The organism is Kitasatospora azatica KCTC 9699 (genome assembly GCF_000744785.1).
GTDB classification, from domain to species: domain Bacteria; phylum Actinomycetota; class Actinomycetes; order Streptomycetales; family Streptomycetaceae; genus Kitasatospora; species Kitasatospora azatica.
Genome location: NZ_JQMO01000003.1, coordinates 4,632,344 through 4,649,681, shown reverse-complemented (window position 1 = coordinate 4,649,681; position 17,338 = coordinate 4,632,344). Strand labels below are relative to the sequence as shown.

Here is a 17,338-nt window from a genome sequence, read left to right as displayed (position 1 = left end):
CAGCATCCGGACGGCTCGAACAGCCGACCGGTTGGTTCACCCAGTCGCCGTACACCGCTGTGTCGGCACCCGCACCGCGCGGAATGGATCCGGCCATGGCGCTCCCGAGGACGCAGTCGGCCCCGCTGGTCAGCTATCTGCTGATCGGCCTGAACTGCCTGGTCTTCCTGGCCGGACCGAGCGGGCTCAACTCGGAATGGGGATCAGCCCGGCCGGAGGCTGGGGGAGGTCGGACCACCGCCGAGCGCGCCTGTGCGGCGCAGCGCTACCAGCAGCGTTGGGGAGCCGTCCCGGCGGAGCTGCTGAGCAACCGTCCGCTGACCGCGGCTCAGCTGGCCGGGGCCGCCGCACCGCTGCCGGACTGCCCGTTGCGGCCCACCCCGGGCAAGCTGCCGGCCGTCTCGGTGTTCAGCTCGCTCTTCGTGCACGGCGGGTGGCTGCACCTGCTGGGCAACATGCTCTTCCTCTTCGTCTTCGGCCCGGGGGTGGAGCAGCGGCTCGGACGGGTGCGCTTCCTCCTCTTCTATGTGGCGGCGGGCGCGCTGGCGGCCTACGGGTACGCGCTGACCACCGGCAACGGGCCGGAGGCGCTGCGGCCGCTGGTCGGGGCCTCCGGGGCGATCGCGGGGGTGCTCGGCGGCTACCTGCGGCTCTATCCGAAGGCCCGGGTCACCGCGCTGGTGCCGCTGCTGTTCTTCCTGCCGCTGCGCTTCCCGGCCTGGCTGGTGCTCGGCCTCTGGTTCGCCGTCCAGTGGTGGTCCGCGCACGACGCCCTCCCGGGGGTCGCCTACCTGGCCCATGTGATCGGCTTCGCGGCGGGGTTCCTGGCGGTGTGGGTCGGGAGCAGGCGTGCCCGATACGCTGATCCCACGACCTATCAGGGAGCCCCCCAGTGATCACCGCCATCGTGCTCATCAAGACCAGCGTCGACCGGATCCCCGAGATCGCCGAGGCGATCGCCGCGATCGACGGGGTCAGCGAGGTCTACTCGGTCACCGGCGGGTACGACCTGGTGGCGATGGTCCGGGTCCGCCACCACGACGACCTGGCCGAGGTGATCCCCGGCCGGCTCAACAAGGTCCCGGGCGTCGAGCACACCGAGACCCAGATCGCCTTCCGCACCTACTCCCAGCACGACCTGGAGGCCGCCTTCGCGCTGGGCCTGGACGGCTGACGCCCGCTCAGCGGCTCAACCGCCCAGCGGCTCGCTGCCTCAGCGGCGGGTGTCGGCGACGCAGCGCCCGCCCTCGTTGCGGTAGCTCCAGCGGGCGCCGTCACTGACCAGCTCGCGCACGGCGCCGAGGAACCGGTCCAGGTGCTCCTCCGGGGTCCCGGCACCGAAGCTGACCCGGATCGCGTTGAGGCTGCGCTCGCCCGGCAGCGAGGGCTCGGGCGCACCGCACTGCGAGGGTGACGCCTCCTCGGAGCCCAGCAGCGTCCGCACCAGCGGGTGCGCACAGAACAGCCCGTCCCGCACCCCGATCCCGTACTCCGCCGAGAGCGCCGCCGCGAAGTGCGAGCTGTTCCAGCCCTGCACCACGAAGGAGAGCACGCCCACCCGCGCGGCGTCGGTCCCGAACAGGCTGAGCACCTTGACCTCGGGGATCTCGGCCAACCCGGCCTTGAGCCGCTCGATCAGCCGCTGCTCGCGCGCCTCGAGGGCGTCGAAGCCGGCCTCGCCGAGCGCCCGGCAGGCGGAGGCGATGGCGTAGGCGCCGATCACATTGGGCGAGCCGGCCTCGTGCCGGGCCGGGCCCTGGTGCCACTCGACGGCCACCGACCCGTCCGCCTCGCGGGCCACCGTCCGGCTGGCGCCGCCGCCGGCCAGGTACGGCTCGGCCGCGTCCAGCCAGTCGCTGCGCCCGGCCAGCACGCCCGCGCCGAACGGCGCGTAGAGCTTGTGCCCGGAGAAGGCGACCCAGTCCACGTCCAGCTCCCGCACCGAGACCCGGTGGTGCGGCGCCAGCTGGGCGGCGTCCAGCACCACCCGGGCGCCGTGCCGGTGCGCGACCCGGGTCAGCTCGGCCACCGGCCACAGCTCACCGGTCACGTTGGAGGCTCCGGTGACGCAGAACAGCCGCGGGCCCTCGCCCTGGTCCCCGTGCGGGGAGGTCTGCGCGAGTGCCTCGTCCAGTGCGGCGACCGCCTCGGCGTGCGAGCGCGGCGCCCGCAGGTAGCTGACCGGCAGTCCGGCGTGCCGCCAGGGCAGCAGCGAGGCGTGGTGCTCGGTCTCGAAGGCGAACACCCGGGTGCCGGCCGGCACCGCGCCGGCCAGCAGGTTGAGCGAGTCGGTGGTGGCCCGGGTGAAGACCACCTGGTCGTCCTCGCGCAGGTCGAGGAAGTCGGCCACGGTGCGCCGGCTCTGCTCGAACAGGTCGGTGGAGAGCTGCGAGAGGTAGCCGGCGCCGCGGTGCACGCTGCCGTAGTAGGGGGCGTAGGCGGCCACGTCGTCCCAGACCCGCTGCAGGGCGGGCGAGCTGGCGGCGTAGTCCAGGGCGGCGTAGCCGACCTTCTCCCCGGAGACCAGCGGGACCTGGACATCGGCGCCGAGCACGGCGAGCGGGGCGCGGAAGGCGAGCGACAGTTCGGTGGCAGACATGGAGATGCACTCCTCCTGGGGTCAGGACCCCGGAGGTGCAGATATGCCGGTGGTCCGCGCTTGCCACGCGGACCTGTCGCCGCCTGGCCTGGTCTTCACCCAGGGCACCCCGCCACGGACGGAGGGTTGCCGGACAGCAAGCTGGGGCTAGTCGCGCTGTCACTCATGACCTGTCGCAGACTCTATGCAGACGATCGAGGAGTGGTCAAACAGCGTTCCACCATCCGGACGGGCCCCGCGCCGACCAGGCCTCAGTGCGCGGTGGCCGCCGCCCAGCGCTTCAGCAGGTCCTGCGCCGCGCCCGAGTCGATCGCGGCCGCGGTGCGCTCCATCGCGGCGGCCAGCTGCTCGACCAGCGGCGCCTCGGTCAGCTCCAGCGCGACCAGCGCGGCCGCCGAGTTGAGCACCACCGCGTCCCGCACCGCACCGCGCTCCCCGGCCAGCACCCGGCGGGCCACGTCGGCGTTGTACTCGGCGTCGGCGCCGCGCAGCGCCTCGATGCCGACCAGCTCGATGCCCAGCTCGCGCGGGTCGAGCACGGTCTCGGTGACCTGACCGGCACGGACCACCCAGACCCGCGAGGTGGTGCAGACGGTCAGCTCGTCCAGGCCGTCGTCGCCGCGGAAGACCAGCGCGGTGGAGCCGCGCTCGGCCAGCACGCCGGCGATCAGGCCGGCCAGCCGGGTGTCGAAGCAGCCGACCGCGTGTGCCGTGACATGGGCCGGGTTGGTCAGCGGGCCGAGGATGTTGAAGGCGGTGGCCACTCCGAGATCGCGCCGGGCGGTGGCGGCGTGCCGCATCGCGGGGTGGAACTTGGCGGCGAAGCAGAAGGTGAGGCCGACCTCCTCGGCCACCTCGGCCACCCGGTTCGCGGCCAGGTCCAGCCGGATCCCGAGCCGCTCCAGCACGTCGGAGGAGCCGCTGGCCGAGGAGGCCGCCCGGTTGCCGTGCTTGACCACCTTGGCACCGGCCGCGGCGGCGACGATCGCCGACATGGTGGAGATGTTGACGGTCTTCGCCCGGTCGCCACCGGTGCCGACGATGTCCACCGCCGGACCCGGGATGTGCAGCGGCTCGGCATGCGCGTACATCGCCTCGACCAGGCCGGAGACCTCGTCCACCGTCTCGCCCTTGGCCCGCAGCGCCACCATGAAGCCGGCCACCTGGGCCGGGCTGGCCTCGCCGCTCATGATCCGGTCCATCGCCCAGGCCGCGTCGGCCCGGCTCAGGTCACTGCCGCCGAGCAGCGCGGTCAGCAGGTCGGGCCAGCTGTGGACCGCCGCCGGCGCGGGGTCCTGAGCGGGGTTCACGTTCGCCATGGCCGACTCCAGCTCGCGTCTCTTGTACAGATGGACAGGAACGCGGCCAGCCTAGCGAGCGGGAAGGGGCCGCCGTCCCGCCGACGGCGACCCTTCTCTCCTGCTGAGACACCGACTCCCGCGGCACCCGCGGGGCCGTCCCGATCAGCGGGACAGGCTGCGTGCGCCGAGCCGGGCCCGCAACAGGGTGGCGGCCGCCTCGGCCAGCGCCACCGGGTCCACCGGCTGGGAGATCGCGGCGTCCGCCCGGCTCCAGGCGGCCAGCCAGCTGTCCTGCGGGCGGCCGATCAGCACCAGCACCGGCGGGCAGCCGTAGATCTCGTCCTTCACCTGCCGGGCCAGGCCCAGGCCACCGGCCGGCACCGCCTCGCCGTCCAGCACGCAGAGGTCCACGCCGCCCTTCTCGAGGGCACGCAGTACGGCCGGGGTGGTGGCGCACTCCAGGTAGGTCAGCTCGGGCAGGTCCGCGGCCGGGCGGCTGCCGAGCGCCGCCGTGACCTGCGCACGGGTGTTGCGGTCATCGCTGTAGACGAGGACGGTGAGCGTCTCGTCGCTGCTGTGCGTCATGGGCCCTGCTCCCAGATGTCAGAGGAATGTGATCCGGACCACGTCCACCACCTCCGGATGCTACTCCCGATCACCCGTCCCGGTGAGCCTGCGGCGCGATCTCTTCCCCTTCCTTCCCGCTCCGGTTCGCCGGTCCCGGGAACCGCCGTCACCCTCCCGAGCGAGGGGCCGTCACCCGCGCCCCACAACTCCCGTCTGACGGCCCGTTCGAGGTGACCGGTCGTGAGTCCGGGCGCGGGTGCGGCCATCCGGGCATACCGCACGCACCGGACACTCCGAGGAAGACCCCCCGGCGTGAAGACGGAATAAGGGACCGACATAATGTCGGTCGTGGCGACAGCAACAGTAGAAACCGGGCACGCACATGGATCGGTCAACCGACCGAACATGACCAGCGTCGGAACCATCGTCTGGCTGAGTTCCGAGCTGATGTTCTTCGCGGCCCTCTTCGCGATGTACTTCACGGCGCGTTCCGTGAAGGGACCAGACTTCTGGGCCGAGAAGGCGCATGCCCTCAACGTCCCCTTCTCCTCGGTGAACACCACGATCCTGGTGCTCTCCTCGCTGACCTGCCAGCTCGGCGTCTTCGCCGCCGAGCGCGGTGACGTGAAGAAGCTCCGCTCGTGGTTCTCGATCACGTTCGTGATGGGCGCGATCTTCATCGGCGGGCAGATCTACGAGTACACCTCGCTGGTGAAGGACGACGGCCTGTCGCTGTCCTCCGACCCGTACGGCACGGTGTTCTACCTGACCACCGGCTTCCACGGCCTCCACGTGACGGGCGGTCTGATCGCCTTCCTGCTGGTGCTGGGGCGGACCTACGCCGCGAAGCGGTTCACTCACGAGCAGGCCACCGCGGCGATCGTCGTGTCGTACTACTGGCACTTCGTCGACGTGGTCTGGATCGGCCTCTTCGCGACCATCTACCTGATCAAGTAACCCGGATCAGGTCGCTGGCCGCCGGCCCGACCCGTAGCCTCCACCGGCGCCGGGTCATCTGCCCGTGCCTGGCCCCCTGCCGATCATCGACCGGCACCGGGCCCACCAGACCAGAGACCAGATCATGACACCGGCCAGATCCTGAAACTCGGGGTATCCGTGAAAAAGCTCTCCGCACGACGGCGCCACCCACTGGCGGCGCTGGTCGTCCTACTCTTCGCCCTCGTGGCCATCGGGGGGCTGTACGCCGCGTTCGCGCCCGCCGAGGCTGCGCAGGCCGACAGCTCCGCGCAGTCACTCAAGATCGACGAGGGTAAGAAGCTCTTCGCCGTGGGCTGCTCCTCCTGCCATGGCCTCAACGGCGAGGGCAGCAGCGACGGTCCGAGCCTGGTGGGCGTCGGCTCCGCCGCGGTCGACTTCCAGGTCGGCACCGGTCGGATGCCCGCTCAGCAGCCCGGTGCCCAGGTCCCGCGCAAGAAGAACATCTACAGCCAGAACGACATCGACAAGCTGGCTGCCTTCGTCGCCTCGCTGGGTCCCGGCCCGGTGACCCCGACCAAGGACCAGTACACCGCGACCGAGACCGACGCCATCTCCAAGGGTGGCCAGCTGTTCCGGACCAACTGCGGTCAGTGCCACAACTTCGAGGGTGCCGGCGGTGCCCTGACCCAGGGCAAGTTCGCCCCCTCGCTGGAGAACGTGGACGAGAAGCACATCTACGAGGCCATGCAGACCGGCCCGCAGAACATGCCCTCCTTCCCCGACAGCACCATGCCGGAGAAGCAGAAGCAGGAGATCGTCGCCTTCGTCCGCTACCAGGCCAACGAGGCGCCCAACCCCGGCGGTCTCTCGCTCGGCAGCCTCGGTCCGGTGACCGAGGGTCTGTTCGGCTGGATCTTCGGGCTCGGTGCCCTGATCGCCATCGCGATCTGGGTCGCCGCTCACACCACCAAGGCCAAGAAGTCATGAGCCACGACATGTCAGACGACAAGCTGCCGCAGGCGCACGACGCCTCCGACGCACACGGCGACGTCGCCGTGACCGACAACCCGTTCGCGGACCCGGGCCTGCCGGCCCACCAGCCGCGCCGGACCGACATCGACGAGCGGGCCGCCAAGCGGGCCGAGCGTCAGGTGTCGCTGATGTTCCTCGTCTCGATGCTGGCCACGGTCGGTTTCATCGCCTCCTACGTGGCGATCGACCCCGACAAGATCGTCTACATCTTCCCGCTGGGCCACATCAGCGCGCTCAACTTCGCGCTCGGCATGACCCTGGGCGTGGCGCTGTTCTGCATCGGCGCGGGCGCGGTCCACTGGGCCCGCACCCTGATGTCGGACGTCGAGCTGCCGGCCGAGCGCCACCCGATCGAGGCCGACGACGAGGTCCGCGCGGACGTCATCGAGCAGTTCAAGACCGGCGCCGCCGAGTCCGGCTTCGGCCGCCGCAAGATGATCCGCAACACCCTGATCGGCTCGATGGCCCTGGTGCCGCTGTCCGGCGTGGTGCTGCTGCGCGACCTCGGCCCGCTGCCCGAGAAGAAGCTGGACGTCACCGCCTGGAACGAGGCGACCCCGGCCGCCCCGATCCGCCTGGTCAACATGAACACCGACGAGCCGCTCAAGGCCGAGGACGTCGCGGTCGGCTCGCTGACCTTCGCGAAGCCCGGCCCGTCGGCCAGCCGCCCGGCCGGTCTGCAGGAGTCCGACGAGGACTTCCAGCAGGCCATCGCCAAGGACGCGCTCATGCTGATCCGCATCCAGCCGGACGACATCAAGGACGCGAACTCCAAGGCGCTCGGCTTCGAGGGCGTGCTCGCCTACTCCAAGATCTGCACCCACGTCGGTTGCCCGATCTCGCTGTACGAGCAGCAGACCCACCACGCGCTCTGCCCCTGCCACCAGTCGACCTTCGACCTGTCGGACGGTGCCCGCGTCATCTTCGGCCCGGCCGGGCACCCGCTGCCGCAGCTGAAGATCACCACCGATGCCTCGGGCTACCTGATCGCCACCCAGGGCTTCAACGCGCCCGTCGGACCGAGCTTCTGGGAGCGCAGCGCATGAGTTCCTCGACCAGTGCCAAGCAGGCCGCTCCGGCCAGCACCCGCGCCAAGCCCGCCAACAAGGCCGAGGCCGCCGCGGACTACCTGGACGGCCGGCTGGGGATCTACTCCCTGGCCAAGGCCAACCTGCGCAAGATCTTCCCGGACCACTGGTCCTTCATGCTGGGCGAGATCTGCCTCTACACCTTCATCATCATCATCCTGACGGGCGTCTACCTGACGCTCTTCTTCAAGCCCAGCATGGGCGAGGTCGTCTACAACGGCTCCTACGCCCCGCTCAACGGCATCAAGATGTCGGAGGCCTACGCCTCGACGCTGAACATCAGCTTCGAGGTCCGCGGTGGTCTGCTGATCCGTCAGATCCACCACTGGGCCGCCATCGTCTTCGTCGCCGCGATGTTCGTGCACATGATGCGCGTCTTCTTCACCGGCGCGTTCCGCAAGCCCCGTGAGATCAACTGGATCTTCGGCTTCCTGCTGCTCTTCCTGGGCTTCTTCGACGGCTTCCTCGGGTACTCGCTCCCCGACGACCTGCTCTCCGGCACCGGTATCCGGTTCATGGAGGGCGCGATCCTGGCCGTCCCGCTGGTGGGCACCTACATCTCGTTCTTCCTGTTCGGCGGGGAGTTCCCCGGCACCGACATCGTGCCGCGGTTCTTCACCATCCACGTGCTGCTGATCCCGGGCGTCATGCTCGGCCTGCTGGTGGCGCACCTGATCCTGGTCTTCTACCACAAGCACACCCAGTGGGCGGGCCCGGGCCGGACCGAGAAGAACGTCGTCGGCATGCCGCTGATGCCGGTCTACATGGCCAAGGCCGGTGGCTTCTTCTTCCTGGTCTTCGGCATCATCGCGGCGATGTCCGCGATCGCCTCGGTCAACCCGGTCTGGGCGTACGGCCCGTACCGTCCGGACCAGGTCTCCACCGACGCGCAGCCCGACTGGTACATGGGCTTCGCCGAGGGTCTGATCCGTGTCATGCCGGGTTGGGAGGTCCGCGCCTGGGGCCACACCCTGAACCTGGGTGTGTTCATCCCGCTGATGCTCTTCCCGCTGGTGCTGGTCGCGATCGCGGTCTACCCGTTCATCGAGAGCTGGATCACCGGCGACAAGCGCGAGCACCACATCCTGGACCGCCCGCGCAACGCCCCGGTGCGTACCGCGCTCGGCGCCGCCTGGATCAGCCTCTACCTGGTGCTGCTCTCCGGTGGTGGCAACGACCTGATCGCGACCCACTTCCACCTGTCGCTGAACGACATCACGTACTTCGTTCGGGTTGGCTCCTTCGTGGTCCCGGTGATCGTCTACATCGTCACCAAGCGCTGGTGCCTCGGCCTGCAGCGCCGCGACAAGGAGAAGGTGCTGCACGGTCGCGAGACCGGCGTCATCAAGCGCCTGCCGCACGGCGAGTTCATCGAGGTGCACGCCCAGCTCCCGCAGGAGCGGCTGCACACGCTCACCTCGCACGAGCAGTACGAGCCGGTTGAGCTGCCGGCCGAGACCGACGAGAACGGTGTCGCGCGCAAGGTCGGCCTGGTCACCAAGACCCGGGCCAAGCTCTCCGAGGGCATGTTCGGCGAGGGCAGCCAGATCCCCAAGCCGACCGTCGAGGAGCACCAGGAGATCACCAGCGGCCACGGCCACCACTGATCACCGACACTGATCACTGACGCTCAGTCAGCCACCTGAGGGCCCCTGCCCGGCATCCGCCGGGCAGGGGCCCTTGGCATATTCGCCGACGAACCCGCCACAATGGGCTGATCGTCCGTCAGTGAGGAGATTCACAGGTGCACTTGAGCATCGACCACGCCGCCGCCACTCCCCCGTACGAGCAGCTGCGCTCGCAGATCGCCGACCAGGCCAGGACCGGCACCCTGCCGGCCGGGCTGAAGCTGCCCACCGTCCGGGCGCTGGCCGAGCAGCTGGGCCTGGCCGCCAACACGGTGGCCCGCGCCTACCGGGAGCTGGAGGCGGACGGAGTGGTGGAGACCCACGGGCGGCGCGGCACCCTGGTGGCCGCCGTCGGGGACACCGCCCACCGGCTGGCGGCCGGTGCCGCCGCCGAGTTCGCGGAACGGGCCAGGCGGCTCGGGGTGACGCGAGACGAGGCCCTGGCGGCCGTGAGCGGCGCGCTGGACCTCGTCTACGGTCCTTCCTGACGGGCTCTTGCCTCAGAGCTGGGGCCGCAGGGTCGCGGCGGCGATCGCGGCGGGCGCCGGGGCGTCGGTGCTGACCGGCTTGCCCAGGGCACTGCCCTTGACCCAGTCGTCCCAGCTCAGGTTCCAGTCGCCGAAGCCGTTGCCGAACGGCTCCATCTGGTGGCCCTTGCTGTTGACCACCTGGACTATGTCACCCACTCGGGTCTGCTCGTAGAACCACTTGGCGTTGTCCGTGCTCATCCCGGTGCAGCCGTGGCTGACGTTCTCCGCGCCCTGGGAGGCCACCGACCAGGGCGCCGCGTGCACGTACTCGCCGCTCCAGGTCACCCGGGTGGCCCACTCGACCTTGAGGTCGTAGGCCTCGGTGCTGCCCTGCGAGATGCCGATGGTCTCGCTCTTCATCTGCACCGAGCGCTCCTGGCCCAGCACCACCTTGATGCCGTTGCGGGTGTCGAAGCCGGGCTTGCCGGTGGTCACCGGGATGGTGTTGACCACCTGGCCGTTGCGCTTGAAGGTCAGCTGGTCGGTGGCGGCGTCCACCAGTGCCTCCACCCGGTCGCCGACCTTGAAGGCGAGGCTGCTCGGTGCGCCGACGTAGAGCTTCCCGTCTATCGCGCGGCCCTGGCCGTCGAAGGTGAGCTTCACCTTGGCTCCGGCCGGCCAGTAGTCGTGCGGGCGGAAGTGCAGGTTCTTGCCGTCCACCCAGTGCCAGGCACCGGTCACGGCGGGCTCCGAGGAGACCGTCAGGGAGCGTTCCACCTGCTGGCGGGCGGCCGGATCGGTGACCGCCTCGGAGAGCTGCACGGTGAGCGGCTCGCCCACCCCGTAGGTGTCCCGGCCGAGGTCCGGGCCGAGTGCTGCGGTGAGCAGCCGCTCGGCCTGCTTGGTGCTGAACTCGGCGGTGGTCTCGCCGCGCCCGCCGTGGCCGTCGCTGGCGGCGATCCGGGCGGTGTAGTGGGTGGACGCGGCGAGCGCGCCGGTGCTGTGCCAGCCGTGCCCGTCGGGGTCGAGGGCGCCGGCCACCTGGCGGCCGTCGGGCCCGCTCAGGGTGACGTCGGTGAGGCTGGTGCCGCGCTCGGCGGTCACCGTGAAGGGCTTGCCCGGGTCCGCGTCGGCCGCTGCCGAGGTGTGCACCAGGTGGCTTGCGTCGATCAGGTGCGGTGGGGCCACCGCCGCCGTTCCGGAGCCGTCGCCGCCGCCGGAACAGGCGGCCACTGGGGCGAACAGCAGCGTGGTGAGCACGAACCGGATTTCACGTCTCTGGGCCACCGGAGCCTCCTGAGGTTCGAACGGTGCATCAGATCGTAGGAACATCACCGCACCCGGACGGGGGACGCGCACCCCACTGCGGCCGGGCGGGTGAATCCACCCCCCGGTAGCAGCAACAGAACAGGCGGGACCCCTCCGAAGAGGGATCCCGCCTGGTACTGCGAGGCGATTCGACCGTTACTGGTTCTGGTTCTCGCCACGGTAGAACTCGAACACCCAGCCGAACAGGCCGACCGCGATGAACGGCGCCGCCCAGAACATCAGCCACCAGCCGAAGATGACACCGCAGAAAGCGGTGGCGCCACCGAGGGCCAGCGAGAGCGGCTGCCAGCTGTGCGGGGCGAAGAAGCCCATCTCACCGGCGTCGTCGGAGACCTCGGCCTCGGGGTTGTCGCCCGCGCCCAGGTCCACCCGGCGGGCCGTGAAGCCCAGGTAGAAGGCGATGAAGGCGCACAGGCCGAAGGCCAGGAAGAGCGCGGTGGTGCCGGCCGCCTCCGTGCCGTGGCCACTGTGCGTGGTCCACAGGCCGTACACGACGGCCATGATCAGGATGAACGCGGCGAAACCGGCGAAGATCTTGCCCTGTTCCTTCATCAGGCGTCGCCCTCCTTCTTGTTGCCGCGGCTCAGCTCGGGCTTGTCGTACTCCGCCGGGATGACGCCCTCGAGGTGCTTGGCCGGGTGGCCGTGGTACTCGAGGTAGTCGAGCGCGGCGATGTCCGGGTGGTGCAGGTCGAACGCCGGGGATTCCGAACGGATCCGGGGCAGGGTGAGGAAGTTGTGCCGCGGCGGCGGGCAGGAGGTCGCCCACTCCAGCGAGCGGCCGTAGCCCCACGGGTCGTCGACCTCGACCTTCTCGCCGTACTTGGCGGTCTTCCAGACGTTGTAGAGGAACGGCAGGATCGACAGGCCGAGCAGGAAGGAGCCGATGGTCGAGACGGTGTTCAGGGTGGTGAAGCCGTCCGAGGCCAGGTAGTCGGCGTAGCGGCGGGGCATGCCCTCCGCGCCGAGCCAGTGCTGCACCAGGAAGGTGGAGTGGAAGCCGATGAAGAGCGTCCAGAAGGTGATCTTGCCGAGGCGCTCGTCCAGCATCTTGCCGCTCATCTTCGGCCACCAGAAGTGGAAGCCGGCGAACATCGCGAAGACGACGGTGCCGAAGACCACGTAGTGGAAGTGGGCGACGACGAAGTACGAGTCCGAGACGTGGAAGTCGATCGGCGGCGAAGCCAGCAGCACACCGGTCAGACCACCGAAGAGGAAGGTGACCAGGAAGCCGACCGTCCAGAGCATCGGGGTCTCGAAGCTCAGCGAGCCCTTCCACATGGTGCCGACCCAGTTGAAGAACTTCACACCGGTCGGGACCGCGATCAGGAAGGTCATGAAGGAGAAGAACGGCAGCAGCACCTGGCCGGTGACGTACATGTGGTGCGCCCACACCGTGACCGAGAGGCCGGCGATGCCGATGGTCGCGGCGATCAGACCGGAGTAGCCGAACATCGGCTTGCGGCTGAAGACCGGGATGATCTCGGAGACGATGCCGAAGAACGGCAGCGCGATGATGTACACCTCGGGGTGACCGAAGAACCAGAACAGGTGTTGCCACAGCAGGGCTCCACCGTTCGTCGGATCAAAGACATGGGCCCCGAACTTGCGGTCCACCTCCAGGGCGAACAGCGCGGCGGCGAGCACCGGGAAGGCCAGCAGCACCAGCACGGCGGTCAGCAGGACGTTCCAGACGAAGATCGACATCCGGAACATCGTCATGCCGGGCGCGCGCATGCAGATGATGGTGGTGATGAAGTTGACCGCACCGAGGATGGTGCCGAAGCCGGAGAAGGCCAGACCCATGATCCACATGTCCGCGCCGATGCCCGGCGAGCGGACCGCGTCGGACAGCGGCGAGTAGGCGAACCAACCGAAGTCGGCAGCGCCCTGCGGGGTGAGGAAGCCACCGACCGCGATCATCGAGCCGAACAGGTAGAGCCAGTAGGCGAACATGTTCAGCCGCGGGAAGGCGACGTCGGGCGCACCGATCTGGAGCGGCATGATCCAGTTCGCGAAGCCCGCGAAGAGCGGGGTCGCGAACATCAGCAGCATGATCGTGCCGTGCATGGTGAAGGCCTGGTTGAACTGCTCGTTCGACAGGATCTGGGTCCCGGGACGAGCCAGCTCGGCGCGCATCACCAGCGCGAGGATGCCACCGATCAGGAAGAACGCGAACGAGGTACCGAGGTACAGCGTGCCGATCGTCTTGTGGTCGGTGGTGGTCAGCCACTTGATGATGGTGGCGCCGGGCTTGCGGGTGCGCTGCTGGGCCCCGCCCGCCGCGACGGTGCCCCCATGCGCCCCACCGGCCGCGGCGGGTTCGTTGAGGATGGTCACTTCGCTTCACTTCCCATGCTGATGACGCCCGAAGGCACCGCACCGGCCTGGCCGATGGCCCGCAGGTCCTGCAGGTGCTTCACGTAGTCGTCGTGCGAGACGACCTTCACCTTGAAGAGCATCCGGGAGTGGTCGACACCACAGAGCTCCGCGCACTTGCCGTCGAAGGTGCCCAGCACGGTCGGCGTGACCTCGAACTTGTTGACCACGCCCGGCACGACGTCCATCTTCATCAGGAAGTTGACGGGCCAGAAGTCGTGGATCACGTCACGGGAGGTCAGCCGGAACTGCACCGACTCGTTGACCGGCAGCCAGAGCACGGGGATGTCCTTGGGCGTGCCCACGTCGTACGCGGCGAGCTGGTTGGCCGGGTCCGGCGTCTCGGTGTTCTCGTAGTTGAAGGCCCAGCTCCACTGGAAGCCCACCACGTTGACGTAGTGCTGCGGCTTGGCGGAGACGGACGTCAGCTTCGCCTCGTCGCGGGCGACGAAGTAGAAGAGGACCGAGACGATGACGATGGGGACCGCGGTGTAGAGCGCCTCGATGGGCATGTTGTACCGGGTCTGCGTGGGGATCTCGATACCGGTGCGGCTGCGCCGGTGGAAGATCACACTCCAGACGATCAGACCCCACATCAGTACGCCGACCACCAGCGCCGCGATCCAGGACCCCTGCCACATCTGAAGGACGAGATGTCCATCCGTGGTGACGGGGCTGGGGAGGCCAAGCCTGGGCAGGTCGTTGGCCGAGCAGCCGGTAGCGGTCGCGATGACGAGGCCCAGTGCCAGCGCCTGAGGCAGCTTCCGCCGCATCGTGCGCCGCGGCGAGCGGTCGGAGCCGTTGGGACTCACGTAGCGCCTTCCCGAAGTCTCGCCCGCGATCGCGCCGCCCCCTGGGGGCTGTGCGCCTCCCGAGCGACCCGTCCACGGGCACGGTTTGAATGCTTATGCGGGCCAAACCCTACTCCAGCCTTATGCGCACCTGACGGGCAGGTCCCAGTAACGCGCCGCCCCGCTACCCGATCAGCCGCCGGGGACGCGGACTCCCTGGTCATAGCAGGCTTTAGGGGTCCGTACACCCGATCGGGGGATGGCGTTGTGGCGACCGGGTGACGGTCCGTCGGGTACGGACGAACCGGACATATGGCATGGCAGCTCGGTACTCGACTGACGGACCGTGAGACCCGGATACGGTGTCGGGTGTGTCGTCCCCAGAGAACGTGTACTTCGATGCGGCCTCCACCGCTCCGCTGCACCCCGTCGCCAAGCAGGCGCTGGCCGCCGCGCTGGACGAGGGATGGGCCGACCCGGCCCGGCTCTACCGGTCGGGCCGGCAGGCCCGGATGCTGCTGGACGCGGCCCGCGAGACGGTGGCCGAGCTGCTCGGCGCCCGGCCGGACGAGGTCTCCTTCACCAGCAGCGGCACCCAGGCGGTGCAGCTGGGCATGCTCGGCGCGCTGGCCGGGCGGCGCCGGACCGGCCGTCACCTGGTGCACTCCGCGGTGGAGCACTCCAGCGTGCTGCACACCGCCGAGCAGCACGCGGCCGCCGGCGGCGAGCTGACCGAGGTCGCGGTGGACCGCACCGGCCGGGTGTCGGCCGAGGAGTTCGCCGCCGCGCTGCGCCCGGACACCGCGCTCGCGGTGCTCCAGTCCGCCAACCACGAGGTCGGCACCCTGCAACCGGTCGCCGAGGTCGGCGTGCGGTGCGCCGAGGCCGGCGTGCCGCTGCTGGTGGACGCCGCGCAGAGCGTCGGCCGGCTCGAAGTCCCGAGCGGCTGGGCGGCGCTGACCGCCAGTGCGCACAAGTGGGGCGGCCCGGCCGGCGTCGGGGTACTCGCCGTCCGCAAGGGCGTCAGGTTCGCCTCCGCGCTGCCGGCCGACGAGCGGGAGAGCGGGCGGGTCCCCGGCTACGTCAACGTCCCCGCGATCGTCGCGGCGGCCGCCTCGCTGCGCGCCGCGCGGCTGGAGGCGCAGACCGAGAACGCCCGGCTGCACGCACTGGTGGAGCGGATCAGGGCCGCCGTGCCCCGGCTGGTGCCGGAGGTGGAGGTGGTCGGGGATCCGGTGCGCCGGCTGCCGCACCTGGTCACCTTCTCCTGCCTCTACGTGGACGGCGAGGTGCTGCTGACCGAGCTGGACCGGGCGGGCTTCGCGGTCTCCTCCGGCTCCTCCTGCACCTCGAGCACCTTGACCCCCAGTCACGTGCTGGCGGCGATGGGCGTGCTGACCGAGGGCAACATCCGACTCTCCCTGCCCACCGGGACCACCGCCGCCCAGGTGGACCGCTTCCTCACCGTCCTCCCCCAACTGGTGGCCGACGTCCGGGCACCGCTGGGGCTGGACCTGCCCGCGCCGGCAGCCGCCTCCTCGGAGCTCGTCGTGCGAGTGGACGCGCTGGGTAAGCGGTGCCCGCTGCCGGTGATCGAGTTGGCCAAGCACTTCGGCGAGGTGCCGGTGGGCGGTCTGGTGGTGGTGCTCGCCGACGACGAGGCGGCCCGGCTGGACATCCCCGCCTGGTGCGAGATGCGCGAGCAGGCGTACGAGGGCGAAGCCCCGGCCGCCGAGTACGGCGGCGACCGGGGCTTCGCCTATCTGGTCCGACGGCTCAGCTGAGCAGCGGCGTCAGCCGAGCCGGCCGCGGCGTCAGCCGAGCTTGGCCCGGACCTCGGCGCCGGCCTGCTCGCCGTAGGCGGCGGTGAAGCGCTCCAGGAAGTGGCCGGCCCGCAGCTCGTACTCCTGGGTGCCGACGGTCTCGATCACCAGGGTGGCCAGCATGCAACCGATCTGCGCGGCCCGCTCCAGGCCCAGCTCCCAGGAGAGCCCGGCCAGGAAGCCGGCCCGGAAGCCGTCGCCGACCCCGGTCGGGTCGGCCTTCTTCAGCTCGGGGGCGCAGGGCACCGTGATGTCCGGCTCGCCCTTGCGCTGGATCCGCACGCCCTTGCTGCCCAGCGTGGTGACCCGGATGCCGACCCGGTCCAGGATCTCCTCCGCGCTCCAGCCGGTCTTGGACTCGATCAGCGCGGCCTCGTACTCATTGGTGAACAGGTACGCGGCGCCGTCCACGATCTCGCGGATGTCGTCGCCCTCCAGGCGGGCCAGCTGCTGCGAGGGGTCGGCGGCGAAGGCGTAGCCGCGGGTGCGGCACTCCTGGGTGTGCCGGACCATCGCCTGCGGGTCGTCGGCGCCGATCAGCACCAGGTCCAGGCCGCCGATCCGGTCGGCGATCGGCTTCAGCTCGATGTTGCGGGCCTCCGCCATGGCGCCGGTGTAGAAGGAGGCGATCTGGTTGTGGTCCTCGTCGGTGGTGCACATGAACCGGGCCGTGTGCCGGGTCTCCGAGATGTGCACCGAGTCGGTGTCCACGTTGTGCCGCTGCAGCCAGGAGCGGTACTCCGCGAAGTCCGCGCCGGCCGCGCCCACCAGCACCGGGCGCAGGCCCAGCAGGCCCATGCCGTAGGTGATGTTCGGCGCCACCCCGCCGCGCCGGATGTCCAGGGTGTCGACCAGGAAGGAGAGCGAGACCGTGTGCAGCTGCTCCGGGACCAGCTGGTCGGCGAAGCGACCGGGGAAGGTCATCAGATGGTCGGTGGCGATCGAGCCGGCGACGGCGATGCGCACGGGTGGACTCCTCGGTAGGGGAACGCAGGACAACCCCCCTACGGTACCGTCCGGGGGACTACCTGCGGGTAGGTCTGGCCGGGCCCGAGCAGTCGGCCTAGGGTCGCGCTATGGAGCGAGAAGCACAGGTGCTGCCCAGTCTTTCCCCCGTCCATATCCCCGGCGTACCCGGCGTATCCGGCACGCCGCTGGGCGAGGCCGATCCGGACACCCTCGACGCGCTGCTGGACTCGTCCCGCCGGCTCGGCGTCTTCTGGCCGCTGCTGGACGGCGGCCCGCAGCCCGGCAACCCCGCGAGCGGCTCGATCACCGTCCCGGACCGGACTCGCGCGCTGGTCGCGGGGATGGCCGAGTACGGCCTCTAGATCCCCTCCTGTCGCGACGGGAACCGGATTCCTCCGTGACACGTCAGATCCGGGCAGCCACC

Annotated in this window: 17 protein-coding genes and 1 riboswitch; of the genes, 9 read left to right on the top strand and 8 right to left on the bottom strand. The window is 70.1% G+C overall.

Features of this window, described 5'->3' with window-relative positions; translation table 11 throughout:
- Positions 1-95: 95 nt before the first annotated feature.
- Complete coding sequence (locus BR98_RS31340; protein WP_051970532.1) at positions 96-896, top strand: rhomboid family intramembrane serine protease; 801 nt, start codon at positions 96-98, stop codon at positions 894-896.
- Positions 893-1,174, top strand: a complete 282-nt coding sequence (locus BR98_RS31335) for an Lrp/AsnC family transcriptional regulator (protein ID WP_035850143.1) — start codon at positions 893-895, stop codon at positions 1,172-1,174. Before BR98_RS31340 ends, BR98_RS31335 begins: the two co-directional genes overlap by 4 nt.
- A gap of 39 nt (positions 1,175-1,213) precedes the next feature.
- On the opposite strand, the gene BR98_RS31330 is transcribed toward BR98_RS31335, so the two are convergent.
- The 3 genes from BR98_RS31330 to BR98_RS31320 form a co-directional block, all read right to left on the bottom strand.
- On the bottom strand, positions 1,214-2,599 hold the full coding sequence (locus BR98_RS31330; RefSeq protein ID WP_035850140.1) for an aminotransferase class V-fold PLP-dependent enzyme: 1,386 nt from the start codon (positions 2,597-2,599) through the stop codon (positions 1,214-1,216).
- Between the two features lie 51 nt (positions 2,600-2,650).
- Positions 2,651-2,770, bottom strand: a riboswitch (SAM riboswitch).
- An 80-nt stretch (positions 2,771-2,850) separates the two neighbouring features.
- Complete coding sequence (trpD, locus tag BR98_RS31325; protein WP_035850134.1) at positions 2,851-3,918, bottom strand: anthranilate phosphoribosyltransferase; 1,068 nt, start codon at positions 3,916-3,918, stop codon at positions 2,851-2,853.
- A 144-nt stretch (positions 3,919-4,062) separates the two neighbouring features.
- On the bottom strand, positions 4,063-4,485 hold the full coding sequence (locus tag BR98_RS31320; protein WP_035850132.1) for a hypothetical protein: 423 nt from the start codon (positions 4,483-4,485) through the stop codon (positions 4,063-4,065).
- A 321-nt stretch (positions 4,486-4,806) separates the two neighbouring features.
- Between BR98_RS31320 and ctaE the strand changes: the two genes are divergently transcribed.
- The 5 genes from ctaE to BR98_RS31295 all read left to right on the top strand — a co-directional run bounded on the left by ctaE (position 4,807) and on the right by BR98_RS31295 (position 9,642).
- Positions 4,807-5,424: an aa3-type cytochrome oxidase subunit III gene (gene ctaE / locus BR98_RS31315; protein WP_035850130.1), complete on the top strand. Its 618-nt coding sequence runs from the start codon at positions 4,807-4,809 to the stop codon at positions 5,422-5,424.
- 159 nt (positions 5,425-5,583) lie between these two features.
- Complete coding sequence (qcrC, locus tag BR98_RS31310) at positions 5,584-6,393, top strand: cytochrome bc1 complex diheme cytochrome c subunit (RefSeq protein ID WP_035850128.1); 810 nt, start codon at positions 5,584-5,586, stop codon at positions 6,391-6,393.
- Positions 6,390-7,484 (top strand): cytochrome bc1 complex Rieske iron-sulfur subunit, encoded by a 1,095-nt coding sequence (gene qcrA / locus BR98_RS31305; RefSeq protein ID WP_035850126.1) that lies wholly within the window; start codon positions 6,390-6,392, stop codon positions 7,482-7,484. Before qcrC ends, qcrA begins: the two co-directional genes overlap by 4 nt.
- Positions 7,481-9,133, top strand: a complete 1,653-nt coding sequence (gene qcrB, locus BR98_RS31300; RefSeq protein ID WP_035850124.1) for a cytochrome bc1 complex cytochrome b subunit — start codon at positions 7,481-7,483, stop codon at positions 9,131-9,133. Before qcrA ends, qcrB begins: the two co-directional genes overlap by 4 nt.
- Positions 9,134-9,270: 137 nt before the next feature.
- Positions 9,271-9,642 carry a GntR family transcriptional regulator gene (locus BR98_RS31295; RefSeq protein ID WP_035850122.1) on the top strand — a complete coding sequence of 124 codons (372 nt, stop codon included), beginning with the start codon at positions 9,271-9,273 and terminating at the stop codon, positions 9,640-9,642.
- A 12-nt stretch (positions 9,643-9,654) separates the two neighbouring features.
- Here BR98_RS31295 and BR98_RS31290 read toward each other — a convergent pair whose 3' ends face one another.
- The 4 genes from BR98_RS31290 to ctaC form a co-directional block, all read right to left on the bottom strand.
- On the bottom strand, positions 9,655-10,911 hold the full coding sequence (locus BR98_RS31290) for a L,D-transpeptidase (protein WP_051970530.1): 1,257 nt from the start codon (positions 10,909-10,911) through the stop codon (positions 9,655-9,657).
- A gap of 177 nt (positions 10,912-11,088) precedes the next feature.
- Positions 11,089-11,505, bottom strand: coding sequence for a cytochrome c oxidase subunit 4 (locus BR98_RS31285; protein ID WP_035850121.1), 417 nt, complete (start codon positions 11,503-11,505; stop codon positions 11,089-11,091).
- Positions 11,505-13,292 (bottom strand): aa3-type cytochrome oxidase subunit I, encoded by a 1,788-nt coding sequence (ctaD, locus tag BR98_RS31280; RefSeq protein WP_035850119.1) that lies wholly within the window; start codon positions 13,290-13,292, stop codon positions 11,505-11,507. Before ctaD ends, BR98_RS31285 begins: the two co-directional genes overlap by 1 nt.
- On the bottom strand, positions 13,289-14,143 hold the full coding sequence (gene ctaC, locus BR98_RS31275) for an aa3-type cytochrome oxidase subunit II (protein WP_035850117.1): 855 nt from the start codon (positions 14,141-14,143) through the stop codon (positions 13,289-13,291). The genes ctaD and ctaC overlap by 4 nt, the downstream gene beginning before the upstream one ends.
- A 350-nt stretch (positions 14,144-14,493) precedes the next feature.
- On the opposite strand from ctaC, the gene BR98_RS31270 reads away from it, so the two are divergent.
- A complete protein-coding gene (locus BR98_RS31270; protein ID WP_232247717.1) occupies positions 14,494-15,906 on the top strand; it encodes a cysteine desulfurase/sulfurtransferase TusA family protein in 1,413 nt (470 codons plus the stop codon).
- A gap of 30 nt (positions 15,907-15,936) precedes the next feature.
- On the opposite strand, the gene BR98_RS31265 is transcribed toward BR98_RS31270, so the two are convergent.
- Complete coding sequence (locus BR98_RS31265; RefSeq protein WP_035850114.1) at positions 15,937-16,911, bottom strand: carbohydrate kinase family protein; 975 nt, start codon at positions 16,909-16,911, stop codon at positions 15,937-15,939.
- Positions 16,912-17,021: 110 nt separating this feature from the next.
- Between BR98_RS31265 and BR98_RS31260 the strand changes: the two genes are divergently transcribed.
- Positions 17,022-17,276 (top strand): hypothetical protein, encoded by a 255-nt coding sequence (locus BR98_RS31260; RefSeq protein WP_157538006.1) that lies wholly within the window; start codon positions 17,022-17,024, stop codon positions 17,274-17,276.
- Positions 17,277-17,338 lie beyond the last annotated feature (62 nt).